This window comes from Cronobacter sp. HA18003 (assembly GCF_011605905.1).
GTDB classification, from domain to species: domain Bacteria; phylum Pseudomonadota; class Gammaproteobacteria; order Enterobacterales; family Enterobacteriaceae; genus Cronobacter; species Cronobacter sakazakii.
Genome location: NZ_JAANQO010000021.1, coordinates 550,480 through 570,945 on the forward strand (window position 1 = coordinate 550,480; position 20,466 = coordinate 570,945).

At 56.8% G+C, this 20,466-nt stretch carries 19 protein-coding genes; 9 read left to right on the top strand and 10 right to left on the bottom strand.

Features of this window, described 5'->3' with window-relative positions; all coding sequences use genetic code 11:
- Positions 1 to 60 precede the first annotated feature (60 nt).
- From acs to G6041_RS13765, 4 genes are all read left to right on the top strand, one after another.
- Positions 61 to 2,019 (top strand): acetate--CoA ligase, encoded by a 1,959-nt coding sequence (acs, locus tag G6041_RS13750; protein WP_012123641.1) that lies wholly within the window; start codon positions 61 to 63, stop codon positions 2,017 to 2,019.
- Positions 2,020 to 2,112: 93 nt separating this feature from the next.
- Positions 2,113 to 2,427, top strand: a complete 315-nt coding sequence (locus tag G6041_RS13755; RefSeq protein ID WP_041460674.1) for a DUF485 domain-containing protein — start codon at positions 2,113 to 2,115, stop codon at positions 2,425 to 2,427.
- Entirely contained in the window at positions 2,421 to 4,070 is a 1,650-nt protein-coding gene (actP, locus tag G6041_RS13760) for a cation/acetate symporter ActP (protein WP_063265186.1), read from the top strand. Before G6041_RS13755 ends, actP begins: the two co-directional genes overlap by 7 nt.
- A gap of 148 nt (positions 4,071 to 4,218) precedes the next feature.
- Complete coding sequence (locus tag G6041_RS13765) at positions 4,219 to 5,514, top strand: Gfo/Idh/MocA family protein (RefSeq protein ID WP_041460356.1); 1,296 nt, start codon at positions 4,219 to 4,221, stop codon at positions 5,512 to 5,514.
- Between the two features lie 32 nt (positions 5,515 to 5,546).
- Here the strand turns inward: G6041_RS13765 and G6041_RS13770 are convergent, their stop codons facing one another.
- The 4 genes from G6041_RS13770 to soxR all read right to left on the bottom strand — a co-directional run bounded on the left by G6041_RS13770 (position 5,547) and on the right by soxR (position 10,199).
- Positions 5,547 to 7,193: a Na+/H+ antiporter gene (locus tag G6041_RS13770; protein WP_007778478.1), complete on the bottom strand. Its 1,647-nt coding sequence runs from the start codon at positions 7,191 to 7,193 to the stop codon at positions 5,547 to 5,549.
- Positions 7,194 to 7,332: 139 nt separating this feature from the next.
- A complete protein-coding gene (gene ghxP / locus G6041_RS13775) occupies positions 7,333 to 8,682 on the bottom strand; it encodes a guanine/hypoxanthine transporter GhxP (RefSeq protein ID WP_004386209.1) in 1,350 nt (449 codons plus the stop codon).
- 312 nt (positions 8,683 to 8,994) lie between these two features.
- The gene (locus G6041_RS13780; RefSeq protein WP_012123638.1) at positions 8,995 to 9,663 is read right to left on the bottom strand and encodes a glutathione S-transferase family protein; all 669 of its coding nucleotides are present in this window, start codon (positions 9,661 to 9,663) and stop codon (positions 8,995 to 8,997) included.
- Between the two features lie 77 nt (positions 9,664 to 9,740).
- On the bottom strand, positions 9,741 to 10,199 hold the full coding sequence (gene soxR, locus G6041_RS13785) for a redox-sensitive transcriptional activator SoxR (RefSeq protein ID WP_004386207.1): 459 nt from the start codon (positions 10,197 to 10,199) through the stop codon (positions 9,741 to 9,743).
- An 86-nt stretch (positions 10,200 to 10,285) separates the two neighbouring features.
- Here soxR and soxS point away from each other — a divergent pair, with 86 nt between their 5' ends.
- Positions 10,286 to 10,609 (top strand): superoxide response transcriptional regulator SoxS, encoded by a 324-nt coding sequence (gene soxS / locus G6041_RS13790; protein ID WP_004386206.1) that lies wholly within the window; start codon positions 10,286 to 10,288, stop codon positions 10,607 to 10,609.
- Here the strand turns inward: soxS and G6041_RS13795 are convergent.
- Positions 10,597 to 12,204, bottom strand: a complete 1,608-nt coding sequence (locus tag G6041_RS13795) for an EAL domain-containing protein (RefSeq protein ID WP_012123637.1) — start codon at positions 12,202 to 12,204, stop codon at positions 10,597 to 10,599. The genes soxS and G6041_RS13795 overlap by 13 nt on opposite strands.
- Before the next feature lie 585 nt (positions 12,205 to 12,789).
- Between G6041_RS13795 and G6041_RS13800 the strand changes: the two genes are divergently transcribed.
- Positions 12,790 to 13,068 carry a YjcB family protein gene (locus G6041_RS13800; protein ID WP_004386205.1) on the top strand — a complete coding sequence of 93 codons (279 nt, stop codon included), beginning with the start codon at positions 12,790 to 12,792 and terminating at the stop codon, positions 13,066 to 13,068.
- A 61-nt stretch (positions 13,069 to 13,129) separates the two neighbouring features.
- Here G6041_RS13800 and G6041_RS13805 read toward each other — a convergent pair whose 3' ends face one another.
- The 3 genes from G6041_RS13805 to ssb1 all read right to left on the bottom strand — a co-directional run bounded on the left by G6041_RS13805 (position 13,130) and on the right by ssb1 (position 15,580).
- Entirely contained in the window at positions 13,130 to 13,474 is a 345-nt protein-coding gene (locus G6041_RS13805; protein WP_004386204.1) for a hypothetical protein, read from the bottom strand.
- Positions 13,475 to 13,649: 175 nt separating this feature from the next.
- Positions 13,650 to 14,696, bottom strand: coding sequence for a GGDEF domain-containing protein (locus tag G6041_RS13810; RefSeq protein ID WP_012123633.1), 1,047 nt, complete (start codon positions 14,694 to 14,696; stop codon positions 13,650 to 13,652).
- Between the two features lie 347 nt (positions 14,697 to 15,043).
- Positions 15,044 to 15,580 carry a single-stranded DNA-binding protein SSB1 gene (ssb1, locus tag G6041_RS13815; protein ID WP_004386202.1) on the bottom strand — a complete coding sequence of 179 codons (537 nt, stop codon included), beginning with the start codon at positions 15,578 to 15,580 and terminating at the stop codon, positions 15,044 to 15,046.
- Between the two features lie 230 nt (positions 15,581 to 15,810).
- On the opposite strand from ssb1, the gene uvrA reads away from it, so the two are divergent.
- The 3 genes from uvrA to G6041_RS13830 all read left to right on the top strand — a co-directional run bounded on the left by uvrA (position 15,811) and on the right by G6041_RS13830 (position 19,593).
- Positions 15,811 to 18,636 carry an excinuclease ABC subunit UvrA gene (gene uvrA, locus G6041_RS13820; RefSeq protein ID WP_004386200.1) on the top strand — a complete coding sequence of 942 codons (2,826 nt, stop codon included), beginning with the start codon at positions 15,811 to 15,813 and terminating at the stop codon, positions 18,634 to 18,636.
- Between the two features lie 153 nt (positions 18,637 to 18,789).
- Entirely contained in the window at positions 18,790 to 19,236 is a 447-nt protein-coding gene (locus G6041_RS13825; protein WP_041460354.1) for a hypothetical protein, read from the top strand.
- Positions 19,237 to 19,248: 12 nt separating this feature from the next.
- Positions 19,249 to 19,593, top strand: coding sequence for a hypothetical protein (locus G6041_RS13830; RefSeq protein WP_012123630.1), 345 nt, complete (start codon positions 19,249 to 19,251; stop codon positions 19,591 to 19,593).
- Positions 19,594 to 19,634: 41 nt separating this feature from the next.
- On the opposite strand, the gene G6041_RS13835 is transcribed toward G6041_RS13830, so the two are convergent.
- A complete protein-coding gene (locus tag G6041_RS13835) occupies positions 19,635 to 19,988 on the bottom strand; it encodes an MmcQ/YjbR family DNA-binding protein (RefSeq protein ID WP_007893292.1) in 354 nt (117 codons plus the stop codon).
- A complete protein-coding gene (locus tag G6041_RS13840; RefSeq protein WP_012123629.1) occupies positions 19,985 to 20,407 on the bottom strand; it encodes a secondary thiamine-phosphate synthase enzyme YjbQ in 423 nt (140 codons plus the stop codon). The genes G6041_RS13835 and G6041_RS13840 overlap by 4 nt, the downstream gene beginning before the upstream one ends.
- Between the last annotated feature and the right edge of the window lie 59 nt (positions 20,408 to 20,466).

Below are 20,466 nucleotides of genomic sequence, written 5' to 3' on the forward strand. Positions count from 1 at the left end.
GCAAGCCTGTTCTTAACTTTTGCGTGACATATCATTAACATCTAAAAGGAGAAAAAAGCCATGAGCCAAATCCATAAACACCCTATTCCCGCAGCGATTGCGGAACGTTGCCTGATTACGCCGGAACAATATGATGCGAAATATCAGCAATCCGTGCATGACCCTGACGCCTTCTGGGGCGAACAAGGCAAAATCCTCGACTGGATCACGCCTTACCAGACGGTGAAAAACACCTCTTTCGCGCCTGGCAATGTCTCGATTAAATGGTATGAAGACGGCACGCTAAATCTGGCAGCAAACTGTCTTGACCGGCACCTGAGCGAGCGCGGCGATCAGACCGCCATTATCTGGGAAGGCGATGACGCGACCCAGAGCAAACACATCAGCTACCGCGAACTCCACCGCGACGTCTGCCGTTTTGCAAACACACTGACCTCTCTTGGCATTAAGAAAGGCGACGTGGTCGCTATCTATATGCCGATGGTGCCGGAAGCCGCCGTTGCGATGCTCGCCTGCGCCCGCATTGGCGCGGTGCACTCGGTCATTTTCGGCGGATTTTCGCCGGAAGCCGTCGCCGGACGCATTATCGACTCCAGCGCGCGTCTCGTTATCACCGCGGATGAAGGCGTGCGCGCTGGTCGTGCGATTCCGCTGAAGAAAAACGTCGATGACGCGCTGAAAAACCCCGGCGTCACCAGCGTGGAGCATGTGGTGGTGTTTAAGCGCACCGGCGGAAACATCGAATGGCATGAAGGACGCGATCTCTGGTGGAGCGAGCTGGTGAAGAAAGCCAGCGCGCACCATCAGCCCGTCGAGATGAACGCCGAAGATCCGCTGTTTATTCTCTACACCTCCGGCTCGACCGGTAAACCGAAAGGCGTGCTGCATACCACGGGCGGCTATCTGGTTTATGCGGCCACCACATTCCTCTACGCCTTTGACTACCATCCTGGCGATATCTACTGGTGCACCGCCGATGTGGGCTGGGTGACGGGCCACAGCTATCTGCTCTACGGGCCGCTCGCCTGCGGCGCGACCACGCTGATGTTTGAAGGCGTCCCGAACTGGCCTTCCGCTAACCGTATGGCGCAGGTGGTGGATAAACACAAAGTGAATATTCTCTATACCGCGCCGACAGCCATTCGCGCGCTGATGGCGGAAGGCGATAAGGCTATCGACGGGACTGACCGTTCCTCACTGCGCATTCTCGGGTCGGTCGGTGAGCCTATCAACCCGGAAGCGTGGGAGTGGTACTGGAAGAAAATCGGTAATGAAAAATGCCCGGTAATCGACACCTGGTGGCAGACCGAAACCGGCGGCTTCATGATTACGCCGCTGCCAGGCGCGACCGAGCTAAAAGCCGGTTCCGCCACGCGTCCGTTCTTCGGCGTGCAGCCAGCGCTGGTGGATAACGAAGGCAATCCGCAACAGGGTGCGACGGAAGGCAATCTGGTCATTACCGACTCCTGGCCGGGCCAGGCGCGTACGCTGTTTGGCGATCACGAACGTTTCGAGCAGACCTATTTCTCAACGTTTAAAAACATGTACTTCAGCGGCGATGGCGCGCGCCGTGACGAAGACGGTTACTACTGGATAACCGGGCGCGTGGACGATGTACTCAACGTCTCCGGGCACCGTCTTGGCACTGCCGAGATTGAATCTGCGCTGGTCTCGCACCCGAAAATCGCCGAAGCCGCGGTGGTGGGCATTCCGCACAGCATCAAAGGCCAGGCTATCTACGCTTACGTGACGCTGAACCACGGCGAAGAGCCGTCAGCCGAGCTGTACAGCGAAGTGCGTAACTGGGTGCGTAAAGAGATTGGCCCGCTGGCGACGCCGGACGTGCTGCACTGGACCGATTCGCTGCCGAAAACCCGCTCCGGCAAAATCATGCGCCGTATTTTGCGCAAAATCGCGGCGGGCGATACCAGCAACCTTGGCGATACCTCAACGCTCGCCGATCCGGGTGTGGTGGAAAAACTGCTCGAAGAGAAGCAGTCCATCGCGATGCCATCATAACCACGCCTGCATACTGACCTTTCGACCTAACCCTCTCCCCCAAAGGGAGAGGGAATAATAACAACCCCTACCTTACTTCTGGAGACTGCGATGATGAATAACGATATTTGTCAGCAGATAGAGAGCAGTGCGCCTTACAGGGAGTTAGTGCATAAGCGGCAACGGTTTGCCTTCACCCTTTCCTTCATCATGCTGATTATTTACGTCGGTTTTATCCTGCTTATCGCGTTCGCCCCGGGCTGGCTCGGTACGCCGCTCTCGCCCGGCAGCAGCGTGACGCGCGGTATTCCCATCGGCATCGGCGTGATAGTGATTTCGTTTATTCTCACCGGCGTGTACGTCTGGCGCGCCAACAGCGAATTTGACCGGCTGAATAACGCCGTGCTGAAAGAGGTGCAGTCATCATGAAAAAGGTGCTTTTCCCGCTGTTGACTCTGCTTTCGCCCGCCGCTCTCGCCGATGCGCTGACCGGTGATGTGCAGCGCCAGCCGACCAACTGGCAGGCCATCATCATGTTCCTGATCTTCGTGGCGCTGACGCTTGGCATCACGTACTGGGCCTCCAAACGCACCCGTTCGCGCAGCGATTACTACACCGCAGGCGGCAACATTACCGGCTTTCAGAACGGGCTTGCCATTGCGGGCGATTTTATGTCCGCCGCGTCGTTCCTCGGCATCTCCGCGCTGGTTTATACCTCCGGCTACGACGGGCTTATCTACTCGCTGGGCTTCCTGGTGGGCTGGCCGATTATTCTGTTTTTAATCGCCGAGCGGTTGCGTAACCTCGGGCGTTACACCTTTGCGGACGTCGCCTCCTACCGCCTGAAGCAGCGCCCTATCCGTCTGCTCTCCGCCTGTGGTTCGCTGGTGGTGGTCGCGCTCTATCTCATCGCGCAGATGGTCGGCGCAGGCAAGCTTATCGAGCTGCTGTTCGGCCTGAACTACCACATCGCCGTGGTGCTGGTGGGCGTGCTGATGGTGATGTATGTGCTGTTCGGCGGCATGCTGGCCACCACCTGGGTGCAGATCATCAAAGCCGTACTGCTGCTGTTCGGCGCAAGCTTTATGGCGTTCATGGTGATGAAGCATGTGGGCTTTAGCTTCAACAATCTGTTTACGGAAGCGATGGCGGTTCACCCGAAAGGCAGCGCTATCATGAGCCCCGGCGGTCTGGTGAAAGATCCGGTTTCCGCGCTGTCACTCGGCCTCGGCCTGATGTTCGGCACCGCTGGTCTGCCGCATATTCTGATGCGCTTCTTCACCGTCAGCGACGCCCGTGAGGCGCGTAAAAGCGTGTTCTACGCCACCGGGTTTATGGGTTATTTCTACATCCTGACCTTTATCATCGGCTTTGGCGCCATCATGCTGGTGGGCGCGAACCCGGCGTTTAAAGACGCCACTGGCGCACTGATTGGCGGCAACAACATGGCGGCGGTACATCTGGCCGATGCCGTGGGCGGCAACCTGTTCCTGGGCTTTATCTCGGCGGTCGCCTTCGCCACGATTCTGGCGGTTGTGGCGGGCCTGACGCTCGCGGGCGCGTCGGCGGTGTCGCACGATCTCTACGCCAACGTGTTCCGCAAAGGCGCAACCGAGCGCGATGAGCTGCGCGTCTCTAAAATCACCGTACTGGTGCTCGGCGTGGTGGCTATCCTGCTCGGAATTCTGTTTGAGAAGCAGAACATCGCGTTCATGGTGGGCCTGGCGTTCTCGATTGCGGCGAGCTGTAACTTCCCGATTATTTTACTCTCGATGTACTGGTCGAAGCTCACTACGCGCGGCGCGATGATTGGCGGCTGGCTCGGCCTGCTCACCGCCGTGGTGCTGATGATCCTCGGCCCGACCGTCTGGGTGCAGGTGCTTGGCCACGCCGCGCCGGTCTTCCCGTATGAGTATCCGGCGCTATTCTCCATCGCCGTGGCGTTTATCGGGATCTGGGTCTTCTCGGCAACCGACAACAGCCCGGAGGGCAATCTGGAGCGCGAGCAGTTCCGCGCGCAGTTTATCCGCTCACAAACCGGTCTTGGTATCGAACAGGGCCGCGCGCACTAAGCCTCTTCTCCCCGGCTATTACGGCCGGGGATCACACTTTTCCTCTCCCGCCCTGTTCCGTGTCTCTGGTCGCGCTACATTAGCAAAATGAAACATTGTTTTTATTTTATGCATACAACATGTCATTTTGGCTGAGAGGAGCATGGCGATGAAAAAATACGCCCTGGTGGGAACCGGCGGGCGCGCCGGTATGTATATCGAGGCTATCGGTAAGACGTTTCGCGACACCGCGCAGATGGTCGCGTTCTGCGACACCAACCAGACCCGCATGCGCTACGCTAATCGTCTGCTGGAAAACGCAGGCGCGCCGCCAGTGCCCTGTTTCGTCGCCGCGCAGTTTGAAGCGATGATCCGCAACACCCGGCCCGATACGGTCATCGTCACCACGATGGACCGGACCCACGAAGATTATATCGTCCGCGCCCTTCATGCGGGCTGCGATGTTATCACCGAAAAACCCATGACCATCGACGAAGCGCGTGCGCTGCGCATCCTCAACGCCATTGAAGAGACGGGCCGCGAGGTGCGCGTGACCTTCAACTACCGCTATGCGCCGCACCACAGCAAAGTGCGCGAACTGCTGATGAACGGCACCATCGGCGAGGTGTTTTCGGTGCATTTCGAATGGCTGCTGAATACCGAACATGGCGCGGACTATTTCCGCCGCTGGCACCGGGAGAAGCGCAACAGCGGCGGCCTGCTGGTGCATAAATCCACCCATCATTTCGACTTAATGAATTTCTGGCTCGGCAGCTACCCGCAACGGGTTTACGCCGAAGGCGCGCTGCGTTTTTATGGGCGTGAAAACGCCGAAAAGCGCGGCGTTTCACAATTTTATCCGCGCGCCCACGGCTATGCGGCGGCGAAAGACGATCCGTTCGCGCTGCACATGGAGGAGAGCGCGCAGCTTAAAGCGCTGTATCTGGATGCCGAACACGAGGACAGCTACTTTCGCGATCAGAGCGTTTTTGGCGACGGCATTACCATTGAGGATACGCTGTCGGTGCTGGTGAAATACCAGAACCAGACGCAGCTCACCTATTCACTCAATGCGTATCTGCCGCAGGAGGGACTCAACGTGGTGTTCAACGGCAGCCGCGGTCGGCTTGAAATGAAACTGGTGGAAAACTCTTACGTTAACGGCGGCGGGCTGCGTGAGGCCGAGGGCAGTCTCGACCGCTGCGATATCACGGTTTACCCGATGTTCGCGGCCCCCTGGAAGGCGGATTTCACGCTGGGCGAAGGAGGACACGGCGGCGGCGACAACGCGATGCTGGCGGACCTCTTCGGCGAGCCGGGCGACGACCCGCTGCAACGCGCCGCCGATCACCGTGCGGGCGCGATGTCCATTCTCACAGGCATTGCCGGGAATATCTCGATGCAGCAACAGCGGCCGGTGAATTTTAGCGAGTTTGAACTGGTGCGACGGCTGACGGGACGGTAAAAAAAACCGCCGGAAAACTCCGGCGGTTACGGTTATTTACGCTCCATCAGCAGCGCTTCGAGCAGGTCCATATCGTGCAGCATTTTTTGCAGCGTCTCGTTACTGATTTGCCGCGTGGCGCGCAGGTGATACAGCTCGGCGCGCTCGGCACGCAGTGCGGTCAGGCGGAAACGGCGCTCAAGATTTTCCTCAAGCTCGCTGTTTTCGACATCGTTGCGCCCGTCGGCGCGGCGGCGCAGGTTCCCCACCACACGCGCGGAAACCTCTCTTAGCAACTGGTCGTCGATGTTCTCTTCGGTATCCGCAGCCAGACGCTCTTCCATTTTCTGGATGGCGGTAATCGCGACTTCCGCCGTCACCGAACGCGCCATCCGTTCTTCTTTATGCGCCAGGCCGTGATCCGGCGTCTCGACCTGTTGCAGCAGAATCGGCAGCAGGATCACACCAACAAACAGCGAGAAAAGAATGACGCCCGCGGCCAGGAACACCAGCTCATAGCGCGCCGGGAACGGCGAGCCGTCTGGCAGCAGCAGCGGAATAGAGAGCACACCCGCAAGCGTAATCGCCCCGCGCACGCCCGCGAACGACGCCACCAGCAGCTCGCGCGTCGAGTACTCGCCAAACGTCAGCGGTTTTTTCTTCAGAAAACGCAGGCTAAAGCGCTTCATGATCCACAGCCACAGGAAACGCACGCCAATCAGCGCGCCGTAGATCAGAACGACATCCATGAACAGCATCCAGGTCTCGACGTTCGGATCTTTCTCCGCGGCGGCAAGCGACGTTTCCATAATCCCCGGCAGTTGCAGGCCAAGCATCAGGAACACCATGCCGTTAAACACAAACTCCAGCATCGACCAGACGCTGTTGGCGCGCAGACGCATCGCCAGCGGCGCGGTGCGCATCACGCCGGAGCGGGTGATGGTCATCCCGGCGGCCACAGCGGCGAGAATGCCGGAGAAGCCGATATGTTCGGCAATCAGATAAGAGGCGAACGGCAGCAGGAACAGCAGGACTATCTGCGTAGCGGGCTCATCGCCGCCCCAGCGGCTCAGCAGGCGCAGCGAGCGGCCATACAGCCAGCTTACCGCGATCCCGGCGAGCAGGCCGCCAATCGCCACTTTTAAAAACTCCAGCGACGCGCCGCCCACGGTAAAGACCATCGTCCCCATCGCGACCGCGACGGCGAATTTAAGGGACACCAGGCCGGAGGCGTCGTTCATCAGCGCCTCGCCCTGCAAAATTCCCATGATTTTTTTCGGGATGCGGCCTTCGCCGACAATACCGGAAAGCGCCACCGCATCGGTTGGCGACAGCACCGCCGCCAGCGCGAAGGCGGGGATCAGCGGAATGCCCGGCACCATCCAGTAGATCAGAAAACCGATGCCGACAACGGTGACCACCACCAGCGCCAGCGCGAGGCCGATAATTTCGCGGCCGTGATCGAGAAATTCGCGGGTCGGGGTTTTCCAGCCGTCGGCGAACAGCAGCGGCGGAATAAACAGGACCAGGAACAGCTCGGGGTTAAAGTCGACGTGCAGACCGAACGTAGGCCAGGCGAGCAGCGCCCCGATGGCTATCTGCATCAGCGGCAGCGGGATCTGGAAGGGCAGCATACGAGTGACGACCCCGGAGAGCGATACCATAAGGGTCATGATGAGGATGGTAAAAAAGATTTCCATGCGGTCTGAGCGGCTCCTTATTATCTGTGATGAAAGACTCACCTTTGATAATAGAACACTGACGCGCCGGAAAAGGAATCAGGTTGTGCCCTGAAAGCAGGAAAAAAGCGGGCCGCAGCCCGCTTCGTTAAAGAAAGGTTTAGATTGCCCAGCCGCCCGCGTAGAAAGCGACCAGCGCGATGGCGATGACGACAGTACCGATATTGAGCTTGCGGAACTCGCCGGAAACGACGCGGCCAATGACCAGCGACGCAAAGCCTATCATGATGCCGGTCACGATGTTGCAGGTCAGCACGATAAACACCGCGGTAATCAGCCCCGCCATCGCGTCCACGAAATCGGCGAAGTCGATTTTCGCCACGTTGCTCAGCATCAGCAGGCCAACATACATCAGCGCGGGCGCTGTAGCATACGCCGGCACCAGGTACGAGAGCGGCGAGAGGAACAGGATAAGCAGGAACAGCACGCCGACGGTAATCGCCGTCAGGCCCGTTTTACCGCCCGCCGCGGTGCCTGCGGCAGATTCGATATACACCGCCGCCGGTGCCGCGCCCACCAGGCCTGAGAAGACGCTGGAGAGGGAATCGGTGGTCAGCGCTTTGCCGCCGTCGATGATCTGGCCGTCTTTATCCAGCAGATTCGCCTGGCCCGCGACCGCGCGAATGGTGCCGGTGGCGTCAAACACGGCGGTCATCACCAGCGCCAGCACGCTCGGAATCACCACAGGATCGAGCGCGCCCATGATATCCAGGCTGCCAATCAGCGAATTGCCCTTCTCATCGCTCAGCGACGGCATGGCGAACAGGCCGGTGAATTTCACCGTCGGGTCGAAAATCAGGCCGACAATGGAAATACCGATGATGGTCAGCAGAATGCCGCCCGGCACTTTAAGTTTCTCAAGGCCGATAATGACCGCAAGGCCAATCAGCGACATGATCACCGGGAAACTCGCGAAATGGCCGAGCGCCACCGGCAAGCCGTCGAGCGGGTTCTTAATAACCAGGCCCACGCCGTTCGCGGCGATCAACAGCAGGAACAGACCGATACCAATGCCGGTGCCGTGCGCCACGCCCTGCGGCAGATTGCGCAGGATCCAGCTACGAATGCCGGTCGCGGAAATAACGGTAAACAGCACGCCCATCAGGAAGACCGCGCCGAGCGCGACCGGTACGCTGATGTGCTGCCCGAGCACCAGGCTGAACGCGGTAAAGGCGGTCAGCGAGATGGCGCAGCCAATCGCCAGCGGCAGATTCGCCCACAGCCCCATCACGATGGAGCCAACGCCTGCCACCAGACAAGTGGCGACAAACACGGCGGCAGGCGGGAAGCCCGCTTTGCCGAGCATTCCTGGTACGACGATCACCGAATAGACCATCGCGAGAAACGTGGTGAGACCAGCAACAATCTCCTGACGCACGTTACTGCCGCGCGCGGAAATTTTAAAAAAGGCGTCGAGCGAACCGCCGTTACGCGCAGAAGGCGTAGACATAATGAGACATCCCCTGAAAAGTGTGAGTTTTTAAAGCTCGCGCGTGGCAAACAACCCGCTGCGGATCAAACGTTAACTCCCTGCGTTCTGTTTGTGGTTTTGGAGGGGCCACAAAAGCAAACGTTTAACTCCACGCGCAAAAAACGGCAAAATTTTAAGGCAAACGATTATCCAGCCTTAGGACGGGGATTTTCAACAGAACTTTAAGCCTTTTGGCAAAAAGTTGCGCTGGCTGATGAATAATTCAGCGCAGGCTGCGCAAACGATATCGTTGATGCGCAAAATAGGGCCTTCAGAGGAAGGCCATAACGATTAGCTGCCGGGGATCTCCAGCGGGCCGCCTTTTTCGATAGCGCGCTGCCAGGCCGGGCGAGCCTGAAGATTAGTCAGCCAGGCACGTAGCTGGCGGAACTCGCCGGAATCATTGCGCGCCAGCAGGGCGATCACCGGGAAGCTCATCTGAATATCCGCCATGCTGAACGTCTGTCCGGCAAACCACGGATGCTGCGTCAGGTGATCTTCCATAAAGCGGGTGTGGGTGGCGAGCTGCTTATTAAGCCAGGCTTTCTGAACGCCCTGCCCGAGCGCTTTGCCGAGGGTGCGAAGCCCGAACGGAACGGGCTTTTTCCCGAGACTGCCAAACACCAGCTTCATCAACAGCAGCGGCATCAGGGAGCCTTCGGCGTAATGCAGCCAGATACGGTACTGAATTTTCTCCTCCGCACTCTGCGGCTTCAGGCGTTGTTCAGTGTCATAGGTCTCCTGGAGATATTCCAGAATCGCGCCGGATTCGATAATTTTCTGGCCGTTATCCTCCAGCACCGGCGACTTACCGAGCGGATGCACTTTCTTAAGCGCAGGTGGCGCAAGCATAGTCGGCTCGCGCTGGTAGCGCACCAGTTCATAAGGCTTGCCAAGCTCTTCAAGCGCAAAAAGAATGCGCTGCGAGCGGGAATTATTCAGATGGTGGACCGTCAGCATGGCGTTTTCCTTTCGCTTTTCATTGCATTAACTATAGAGAATCCACCGGCGGCGCACCGAATTTGTTTGCGCGCCGCTTATTCATCTTCCAGCAGACGTGCCCCGCTGCCCTGCGCGCCCAGACGGTCTTCGGGGTTGCGCAGCGGGCAATCGCGGTGCGACAGGCAACCACAGCCAATGCAGCCATCCAGATCGTCACGCAGCGCGGTTAGCGTTTTAATACGCCGGTCCAGCTCCTCGCGCCACTGCGTGGAGAGCTGCTTCCAGGCCTTCGGGCTCAGATTATGCCCTTCAGGCAGCACGCCGATAGCCTCGCCAATCGTCGCCAGCGGAATGCCGATACGCTGGGCGATTTTAATGATCGCCACCTGACGCAGCACGTCGCGCCGGTAACGCCGCTGGTTGCCGCTGTTGCGGGTGCTTTTAATCAACCCTTTGCTTTCATAGAAGTGCAGCGCGGAGACGGCAACACCGCTGCGCTTCGCGACTTCGCCCGGCGTCAGCAGCGATTTGATTCTGGGTGCTTTCTTTTCCATCGGGGGCTTTACCTCAAGTTAACTTGAGGAATTATACTCGCCGACCAGAAGAACGGCTAACCCAAAACAGAGGAAGAGGACGGCTTATGTCACATCAGGAAATTATCCACGCACTGACGCAATGGATTGATGAGCATATTGACCAGCCACTGAATATCGATGTGGTGGCAAAGAAGTCGGGCTATTCGAAATGGTATTTACAGCGGATGTTCCGCACTGTGATGCATCAGACGCTGGGTGAGTATATTCGCAAGCGGCGTTTGCAACTGGCGGCGCAGGAGTTGCGTACGACCCGGCGACCGATTTTTGATATTGCGATGGATTATGGCTATGTGTCGCAACAGACGTTTTCGCGGATATTCCGCCGTCAGTTCGACCGCACGCCGAGCGATTATCGTCAGAGCGCCTGACGATTAACGGCGCAGTTCTGCCAGCCCGGCATCGCCCGGGCGTCATCCTGTTGCAGCCAGGCGACAAACTCCTGACGCGGCAGCGCTTTTGAGAAATGCCACCCCTGACAATATTGCACTCCACGCTTTAACAACCAGCCCACCTGTTCGGCGGTTTCCACGCCCTCGGCGATAATTTTCAGCCGCAGGCTCTGGGCCATATCGATAATATGCTCTGCAATCAGATGGCTGGTGCTGTTGGTGGTTAAGGTATCGATAAACGACTTATCAATTTTCAGAATATCGACGTTCAGCGAATAGAGATTATGAAGGTTGGAATATCCGGTGCCGAAATCGTCAATCGCAATCTCAAACCCTGACTGGCGAAACGCCTGAATAACCGGGGTGGTGCGCGGCACGTCAATAAAGCCCCGCTCGGTCACTTCAATCTTGATTTGCTGCGCGCGTACGCCATGCTGGTTATTTTTCCCTTCGATTAACGCTATCAGGCGCGACGAATGAAAATCGGATGCCGAAAGGTTAATGGAAATATAAATTTGCGGGTGGGTCGCCAGGAAATGGCCCAGGTCATTAAATAACTCTTCCACTACATAATCCGTAACCTGCGCGATCATGCCGGTTTTCTCGGCAAGCGGGATAAATTCCGCCGGGCTCATCACCTGACCGTTATAGCCGGGCCAGCGCAGCAGCGCTTCCGCACCGACGCACATGCCGTGCTTGATATCCATAATCGGCTGGTAATGCAGGCGCAGCGCGCGTTTATGCAACGCGCGCTGAAGCTGGCGGCTCGGCGAGTTAAAACGGTGACGGGTGCGCGAGCCGAGAAAAACCAGCAAACCGCCCATGATAAGCCCAAGGGGCAGCATGACCGACATCTGATGCCGCCACGCCTGCCAGAACCAGGCGTCGCTGGTGGAAACGGCGACGGCAATCGGGCGCTTACCAGAAAGCACTATCGACCAGAAACGGCCATCTTTCTGGAAATCCGTATTCTCTGAACGCGCAAAAGGCGCGAGCGCACGGGCGTCAGCTTTGTCACTTACCGAAAAAAACTCCCGGGTGACGGTGTCATACACGCCATAAGTGATAGTGTCATCATTAGATAATATTTCGCTAAAGGAGAGCGGGTTAACCACCGCGACATAATTCCCTTTACGCAAATAAACCATTTTGTGACCGGAAAAGAATGGCGTGTCACGATAATAATAAATGGCGATATCCGGCGAGCGCGTGTAATTCGCAGGCGAGAGAATAAAAGGCTGATCGAACAGAGGGGAACATAATAGTTCATCACCCTGGGCGTAAATGAGATCTTCGATATAAATTTGCCCGCGTGAAATATCCAGCATATTACGCTGATGCGCAGAGGAGCATATTTCGCCCTGATATTTTTCGGCTTCATTACGGGCTTCATCGACATGGCTTAATACCAGCTCGGTACGGTTGAGGACCAGCTGCGCGAAGGTATCCAGGTGCGCCCGCGTCTCGTTGACCGCGCGATGATGGGCGGCCCAAAGCGCAAGCATCACAGGCAGTAAGACCACCATGATTATGCCTGAGATTCGCAACGCCTGACGTCGTGCCCTGAAATTCATTATGGCCTCATATCCCTGCTTTCTGTGTCACATTAATCGCCTGATGAGACACATCGCAAACAGGTGTTTACGTTGCATCAATCAGCACGCATTGGCAATAGCCATTTCCAGTTATCCATCCAATATTTCACGCGAAACATTAAAATTTGCCATAAGGAAAATAGGGAATGGCTATTTAATTTTTCTTAAGTGAAATATCCGCGTTGATAACCGTGCTAAAAATTCATCAACCACTTCAGAAAGCGTTTTAAGTTAAATTAATCAAAGCTGCCGAAAAAATGTACGGGCGGCGTTTTTTTGTGTCGAAATGAAAATTTATGCATTAGTTAAATCCGTTGGTGGATTTTTTCACTGCTTTCTTTTCGACCATTTTTTATTGCGAACGGTTGCCGGCGATCTCGTGGATCGTGCGCTTTTTTTCACCAAAGCGCGCCCGCCAGACTGGCGAATAAAACAACAAATGTGATACAGTTCACACTTAGTGTGCAAGTTTACATGCTTGCCGTCACGTTAAATTTTAGCGCCGCGCCAGGCCTGCCGCGTTCCGGCCACCGCGCGGCAGAACGCTTTTTAAGGACTGGTTTCATGGCTACGCTTACCGCCAGCATGGTACTGATGCGCTGGCAACTTCTGGGTGCGGTTTTAATGTTTCTTGCCAGCACGCTTAATATTCAGTTTCGCAAATCCGACTACCAGGCGCTGGCGGTGATCAGCAGCGGGCTGGGTATCGCCGCGTCCTGCGTCTTCGCGACGGGCCTGCTCGGCGTCAGCATCGACTTCCACGCCATCTGGCACAATATGAAAGACGTAATGGTGGAAGTGATGAGCCACACGCCGCCAGAATGGCCGATGGTCGTGACCTGATAACCTCACCGTCTTCATTAAAGCCCCTGTATCAGGGGCTTTTTTATTTTCTGCCAGGCCCTTACATACAACCGGCGCAACTGGTACAGCGCCAGTCCGCTTTATTGATAGCCCGCCAGAAGGCGCGGTAATAATGCTCCTCCAGCGGAATATGGTTATCGAAAAACCAGTCTGTCAGCCACTCGACGTTCTCGACAATCCACTCCTCTTCTTCCAGCCCGTCGGCGAACGTTTCGTCCTCGGGATCGATAATCGAGTAGATCCCCCAGGTGTTCATCGCCTTATCCTGCCAGTGTTGCGGCAGCGTCACCGGGCGTTCTTCAAACGTAATAATCCAGTGACCGTGGCAGAGCAGATTGCCGTTACGGCTCCAGGCGGCGGTAAACGGATTCGGTTCCTGTGTCATCGCTTGCATTCCCTGTGTGAAATTCACCTGCGGGCGGCAACTGGCGGGCTCGTCAATAAACGCCGTCGCACAGGAAGGAATCGCAGAGCATGGCACTTCACCCCCATCAGGAAAATGCTAACTAAGGAGTAACCCGGGGTTATCTTTGGCTTTTTTTAATTTTAAAATCAGCATGTTAATCGGCGATAACCAGACGGTTTCTCCCCTGTTGCTTACCGGCGTACAACATTTTGTCAGCGCGATTGAGCGCTTTTTCAAACTCTTCATCTTTGCCGAAAGCGCTGATCGCAAGCGTCGCGGTGACTTCTCGCGGATTTTTATCCGTCTGGCCAACCCACTCCTGAATGCGCGTCAGCAGCCGCTCCGCCACACGTCTGACATCTGCCAGTGATGTATCCGGCATCATTACCAGAAACTCTTCGCCGCCCCAGCGCGCCACGATGTCGCTTTCGCGCACGTTGTCGGTAATCGCCCGCGCGATGCGCTGCAAAATCATGTCGCCATAGCTGTGACCGCAACTGTCATTAATGGCCTTGAAATGATCGATATCCAGCAGCAACAGCGTTACGTTATGACTGCCCACCTGTTTATCGAGCAGCGAAACCTGATGCATAAAGTGACGCCGGGTATAGAGGTTCGTCAGGCTGTCGCGGCTCGCCGTATTAAAGAGATCGAATTTCATCGTGTGGGTGAATTCGACCGAACGTAGCGTGGTGTACGTTAACAGCCCAATCGCCATCACGGCGTTCGCAATGCCGATGCCGTTCAGCACTGACGGGCTTAACCCGGACGCCGTACCGGTGTAATGTCGCAGCGCGTAACCCACCGTGCCAAGCACCGCGATCGCGGCCAGGAACAGCGCGCGCCGGACCGGCACCTGCTGAAAGCTGAACGACACGATGGGGATCAGCGAAAAAACAAACAGGTAAAAATTACTCTCCCAGCCCAGCAACGCCGTAGTGGCAACGGCATGCGCCAGAATTTCCACGCTCATCAGCGTACCGACATACAGATACCGGTAATGCTCTATTTCATTCAGACAGTGGATATAAACCATCACGCTGAAAATATTAAAAATGGCGAGCGTCGGAATACTCATCGACAGAAACAGGAAAATCAGTCCGACATGAATCAGCAACGCCAGCCAGACGATCGGAATAATGTGTTGCCAGTACTGGTCGGTCGCCTGGCTAAGGAGTTGGTCGCGATCTCTTTCTGACATGGGCTAACCTGCACTGTGGGGCATCATCCCTGCCGAAAACGTACGGAACGTATGAAGACTTCATGCAACCTATATCGGCATTCCGGCGGCGAGATTTAGCGCCGCATCGCGGAAAAGCGTCATGCCCTTCATTTGTCGGCGGTTTAATCGTGCCAGCAGAGAAAAATCGGGTGCCGTTAATCGTCAGTAAGAGGAGCATTGTGCCAACGGTACAGACAACTGTGCCTGGCGGGAATCGGCCCGAAGCACTTAACAGCCTCAGCCGAAACCATAAAGAAAAAGCCCTGCCGGAGCAGAGCTTTTCAACACTTTCTGAAGGGAGGCATTCCGTGCGGAACGCCGCGCTATCAGAACGGGATATCGTCGTCGAAATCCATCGGCGGTTCGTTAGAAGGCGCTGGCGCCTGCTGTTGCGGACGGGACTGTGCGCCGCCGCTGAACTGCGCGCCGCCACCCTGCTGCTGCGGCTGCTGAGGCTGACCCCAACCGCCCTGCTGCTGACCGCCGCCCATGTTGCCGCCTGCGCCGCCGCCCTGACGGCCGCCCAGCATCTGCATGGTGCCGCCGACGTTAACCACAACTTCGGTAGAGTAGCGATCCTGACCGCTCTGATCCTGCCACTTACGGGTACGCAGCTGGCCTTCGATGTACACCTGCGAGCCTTTGCGCAGGTATTCGCCAGCGACTTCCGCCAGCTTGCCGTACAGCACGACGCTGTGCCATTCGGTCACTTCTTTCATCTCACCGGTCTGCTTATCGCGCCAGGATTCGGACGTTGCCAGGCGCAGGTTCGCCACGGCCCCGCCGTTCGGCATGTAGCGTACTTCCGGGTCCTGCCCCAGATTACCGACGAGAATCACCTTGTTTACGCCTCTGCTGGCCATGATCGTGTCTCCTGAAAACATTTCTTAATAGTGTAAACATTCCATTCTACCACGTCAGCCTTCAATGTTGATAGCTGCGAGACGGCTTCAGGAAATGTTCACACAGTATACACAGTTGCAAATAAATACTGGATATCCATTCAGGTTAAATTGTGTCATAATTAACCGTTTCTGGCCACCGGTTGTCCTTCAAACACCCAGGCATTAGCGTTCAAATCCAGGAAAGGTGAATGGATAAGATAGAAGTTCGGGGCGCCCGCACCCACAATCTCAAAAATATCAATCTCGTCATTCCGCGCGACAAACTGATCGTCGTGACCGGGCTGTCGGGTTCCGGCAAATCTTCGCTGGCTTTCGACACGCTCTACGCCGAAGGGCAGCGCCGTTATGTCGAGTCGCTTTCCGCTTACGCGCGTCAGTTTTTGTCGCTGATGGAAAAGCCGGATGTCGATCATATCGAAGGGCTGTCGCCTGCTATTTCCATCGAGCAGAAATCGACGTCTCATAACCCGCGTTCTACCGTGGGGACTATCACGGAAATCCACGACTATCTGCGTCTGCTCTACGCCCGCGTCGGCGAACCGCGCTGCCCGGATCATGACGTTACGCTTGCGGCACAAACCGTCAGCCAGATGGTCGACAACGTGCTGGCGCTGCCTGAGGGCAAGCGCCTGATGCTGCTTGCGCCGGTCATTAAAGAGCGTAAAGGCGAGCACACCAAGACGCTGGAAAACCTGGCAAGCCAGGGCTATATCCGCGCGCGTATCGATGGCGAAGTGTGCGATCTCTCTGATCCACCGAAGCTGGAATTGCAGAAGAAGCACACCATCGAAGTGGTCGTGGACCGCTTCAAAGTGCGTGAAGATTTAGCGCAGCGCCTGGCCGAATCGTTTGAAACCGCGCTTGAGCTTTCCGGCGGTACGGCGGTCGTGGCGGATATGGATGACGAAAAAGCGGAAGAGCTGCTGTTCTCCGCCAACTTCGCCTGCCCGATTTGCGGCTACAGTATGCGCGAGCTTGAGCCGCGCCTGTTTTCGTTTAACAACCCGGCTGGCGCATGCCCGACCTGTGATGGTCTTGGCGTGCAGCAATATTTTGACCCGGATCGCGTGGTGCAGAACGGCGAGCTGTCGCTCGCGGGCGGTGCCATCCGCGGCTGGGATCGCCGCAATTTTTACTATTTCCAGATGCTGCGCTCGCTGGCGGAACACTATAAGTTTGACGTCGAAGCGCCGTGGAATACGCTCAGCGATAAAGTGCAGAAAGCGGTGCTGTTCGGCTCCGGCAAAGAAACCATCGAATTCAAATATATGAACGATCGCGGCGATACGTCCGTGCGTCGTCATCCGTTTGAAGGCGTGCTGCACAATATGGAGCGCCGCTACAAAGAGACCGAATCCAACGCGGTGCGTGAGGAGCTGGCGAAATTTATCAGCAACCGCCCGTGCGCCACCTGCGAAGGCACGCGTCTTCGTCGCGAAGCGCGCCACGTGTTTGTCGAAAACACCGCGCTGCCGACCATTTCCGATATGAGCATCGGTCACGCGATGGAGTTCTTCAATAATATGAAGCTCTCCGGCCAGCGCGCCAAAATCGCGGAAAAGGTGCTGAAAGAGATTGGCGATCGCCTGAAATTCCTGGTGAATGTCGGTCTGAACTACCTGACGCTCTCCCGTTCAGCGGAAACGCTCTCGGGCGGCGAGGCGCAGCGCATCCGTCTGGCGAGCCAGATTGGCGCGGGCCTGGTCGGCGTGATGTATGTGCTGGATGAGCCGTCCATCGGCCTGCACCAGCGCGATAACGAACGTCTGCTCGGTACGCTGATTCACCTGCGTAATCTTGGCAATACCGTGATTGTGGTGGAGCACGATGAAGACGCTATCCGCGCGGCCGACCACGTGATCGACATCGGCCCGGGCGCGGGCGTACACGGCGGCCAGGTCGTCGCAGAAGGCCCGCTTGACGCGATCATGGCGGTGCCGGAATCGCTCACGGGCCAGTTCATGAGCGGTAAGCGCAAGATTGAAGTGCCGAAAGAGCGCGTGAAAGCCGATCCGGAAAAAGTGCTGAAGCTGACCGGTGCGCGCGGCAACAACCTGAAAGATGTCACTCTGACGCTGCCGGTTGGGCTCTTTACCTGCGTGACTGGCGTTTCTGGCTCCGGTAAATCGACGCTTATCAACGATACCCTGTTCCCGATTGCCCAGCGCCAGCTCAACGGCGCGACGATCGCCGAACCGGCGCCGTATCGCGACGTTCAGGGCATGGAGCATTTCGATAAAGTTATCGATATCGATCAAAGCCCGATTGGCCGCACGCCACGCTCGAACCCGGCGACCTACACGGGCGTCTTTACGCCAGTGCGTGAACTGTTCGCGGGCGTGCCGGAAGCGCGCGCTCGCGGCTATACGCCAGGGCGCTTTAGCTTTAACGTGCGCGGCGGCCGCTGTGAAGCCTGCCAGGGCGATGGCGTTATCAAAGTTGAGATGCACTTCCTGCCGGATATCTACGTGCCGTGCGATCAGTGCAAAGGCAAACGCTATAACCGCGAAACGCTGGAGATCAAATATAAAGGCAAGACCATCCATGAAGTGCTGGATATGACCATCGAAGAAGCGCGTGAGTTCTTCGACGCGGTGCCGGCGCTGGCGCGCAAGCTGCAAACGCTGATGGATGTCGGTCTGACTTATATTCGTCTCGGCCAGTCCGCCACCACGCTTTCCGGTGGTGAAGCGCAGCGCGTCAAGCTCGCCCGTGAGCTTTCAAAACGCGGCACCGGGCAGACGCTCTATATTCTCGATGAGCCGACCACCGGTCTGCACTTTGCGGATATCCAGCAACTGCTGGCGGTACTGCATCAGCTGCGCGATCAGGGCAACACGATCGTGGTGATTGAGCACAATCTGGATGTTATTAAAACCGCCGACTGGATCGTCGATCTGGGCCCGGAAGGCGGCAGCGGCGGCGGCGAGATCCTCGTTTCCGGCACGCCGGAAACCGTGGCGGAGTGCGAAGCCTCGCATACCGCTCGCTTCCTGAAACCGCTTCTGAAGTAACCCTTACGCGTCGGGTCGTCCGGCCCGACGCGCCTCATTTCCCCTCACTTATTTCTGATGAGGTTTCTTGCGAAGTGCGTGAGCAAAGATGATTTGCGCGCGCCACGGTCTGCTGCTGAATTCATACAGAGCGGGCAAACGCAGGGGGATCTCATGCCGCGCATATCAACGCTAACGCGCTATCTTCCGGGGTGGCTGCTTTTTCTGGCGGTGCTCATTTCAGCGTGTAGTCTGGTAGGAAATTATCAACCACGCGCGCATGCGCAGTTAACTGACCTGATGGCGGCACATTTGCAGTTTATCGACGATTTTACCGCGCCCTCGGGAGTGCTGGACACCGCCGCGCTCGAAGACGCTGACCACACTCTGCAGTTGCGCTTTGCTGCAGCCCTCACGTATGCCGAAAGCCTGGGTGATCCGCTGCGCACCGATAATTTGCGCCTGTTGCAGTCTGTCTATCAGGAAGATCATGCCCGGCTACTGAGACAGCATCGCCCTTTTACGCCAGCACAGGCCGCGCTCTGGCGTGATCAGGCCCGGCTGGCTTATCTCGAAGCGGTCCGGGGCGAATGCAGACGCCCCGCTTCGCCCTGTGAGTAGAGGAGAGTGTTCATGAGTACGCTAATTAACGCCGTCAGCCAGCTACTGGCATCGCCGCCATTTCAGAAGCAGGCCGGGAAAATCGCGGTGGATGAATGTCTTGGCCTCCTGAAACAGGGCCTGAGCGACAGAGAGACATTTATCAAAACCAGCGCGGAGTTAACCGCTCAGGCGCTGCTGGATCGGGCGCAGGGGCTTATCAGTGAAGACGATATGACTGCGCTGCTGAATAAACAGAAAACGATCGCGCAGATCCACGCTAACAGCAGTGAGATCGCATTGCGCGCGCGCATTCAGTTCCTGACGATCAGGCTGCTGGATCTGGTGACCGGCACCCTTAGTCACTCAATCACATAACGCGCTGTCAGGCATCGCGAAATAGCGTCGCTTGCCAGCGTTCATACCGACAGTTGCTGGCGAATATGCTCTGGCAACAGACCCAGCGCCTGCTGATACGACGCATCAACCAGATAGTAAATCTGCGAATCCGGCAGGTCGCCATCCAGAAAGACCGTGCTCCAGTGCGCTTTATTCAGCTGTGCGCTGGGAAACACGTCTTTGTGTTCCTGACGCAAGAGTTCCGCCAGCTCCGGGCTGGTTTTCAGTGACACGGCAGGACGCTGGTTAACCTCGTGCACCATCGCAAACATCACATCGCCGACTTTAATTTGCGCCGCTTTCCACTCCCGATGTTCGCTCTGTTCAGCGCCCGGTTTGTTCATGCAGTAATCCAGCAAATCAGAATTAGTCATAAGGATTCTCCTTGAAGCGTCGCGACTATGCGCCGCGAACCGCCATGGTTACGGTGTTCTCCAAGCCAGATACCCTGCCAGGTGCCGAGCAGCAGGCGTCCCTGCTTAACCGGTAATGTCAGGGAAACGCCAAGCGTGGAAGATTTGATATGCGCCGGCATATCGTCTGGTCCTTCAGCATCATGCTCGTAATGCCCGTTATCCGGTACAGTGCCCAGAAAATAACGCTCCATATCGCGACGCACCGAAGGATCGCAATTTTCATTAAGCGTTAAAGAGGCTGAAGTGTGCTGAAGCAAGAGATGCAGCAGCCCGGTCTTCACCTGTGAAAGCGCGGGAAGCTGGCTGATGATATCATCCGTGATGAGATGAAAACCCCGCGGTCTGGCTTTTAATGTCAGGGTTTGTTGAAACCACATACGCTGCCCCTTAAAAATAGTGATCTTCTAAGTGTGCAGGCTGAGCGGCAAAAGGCAAA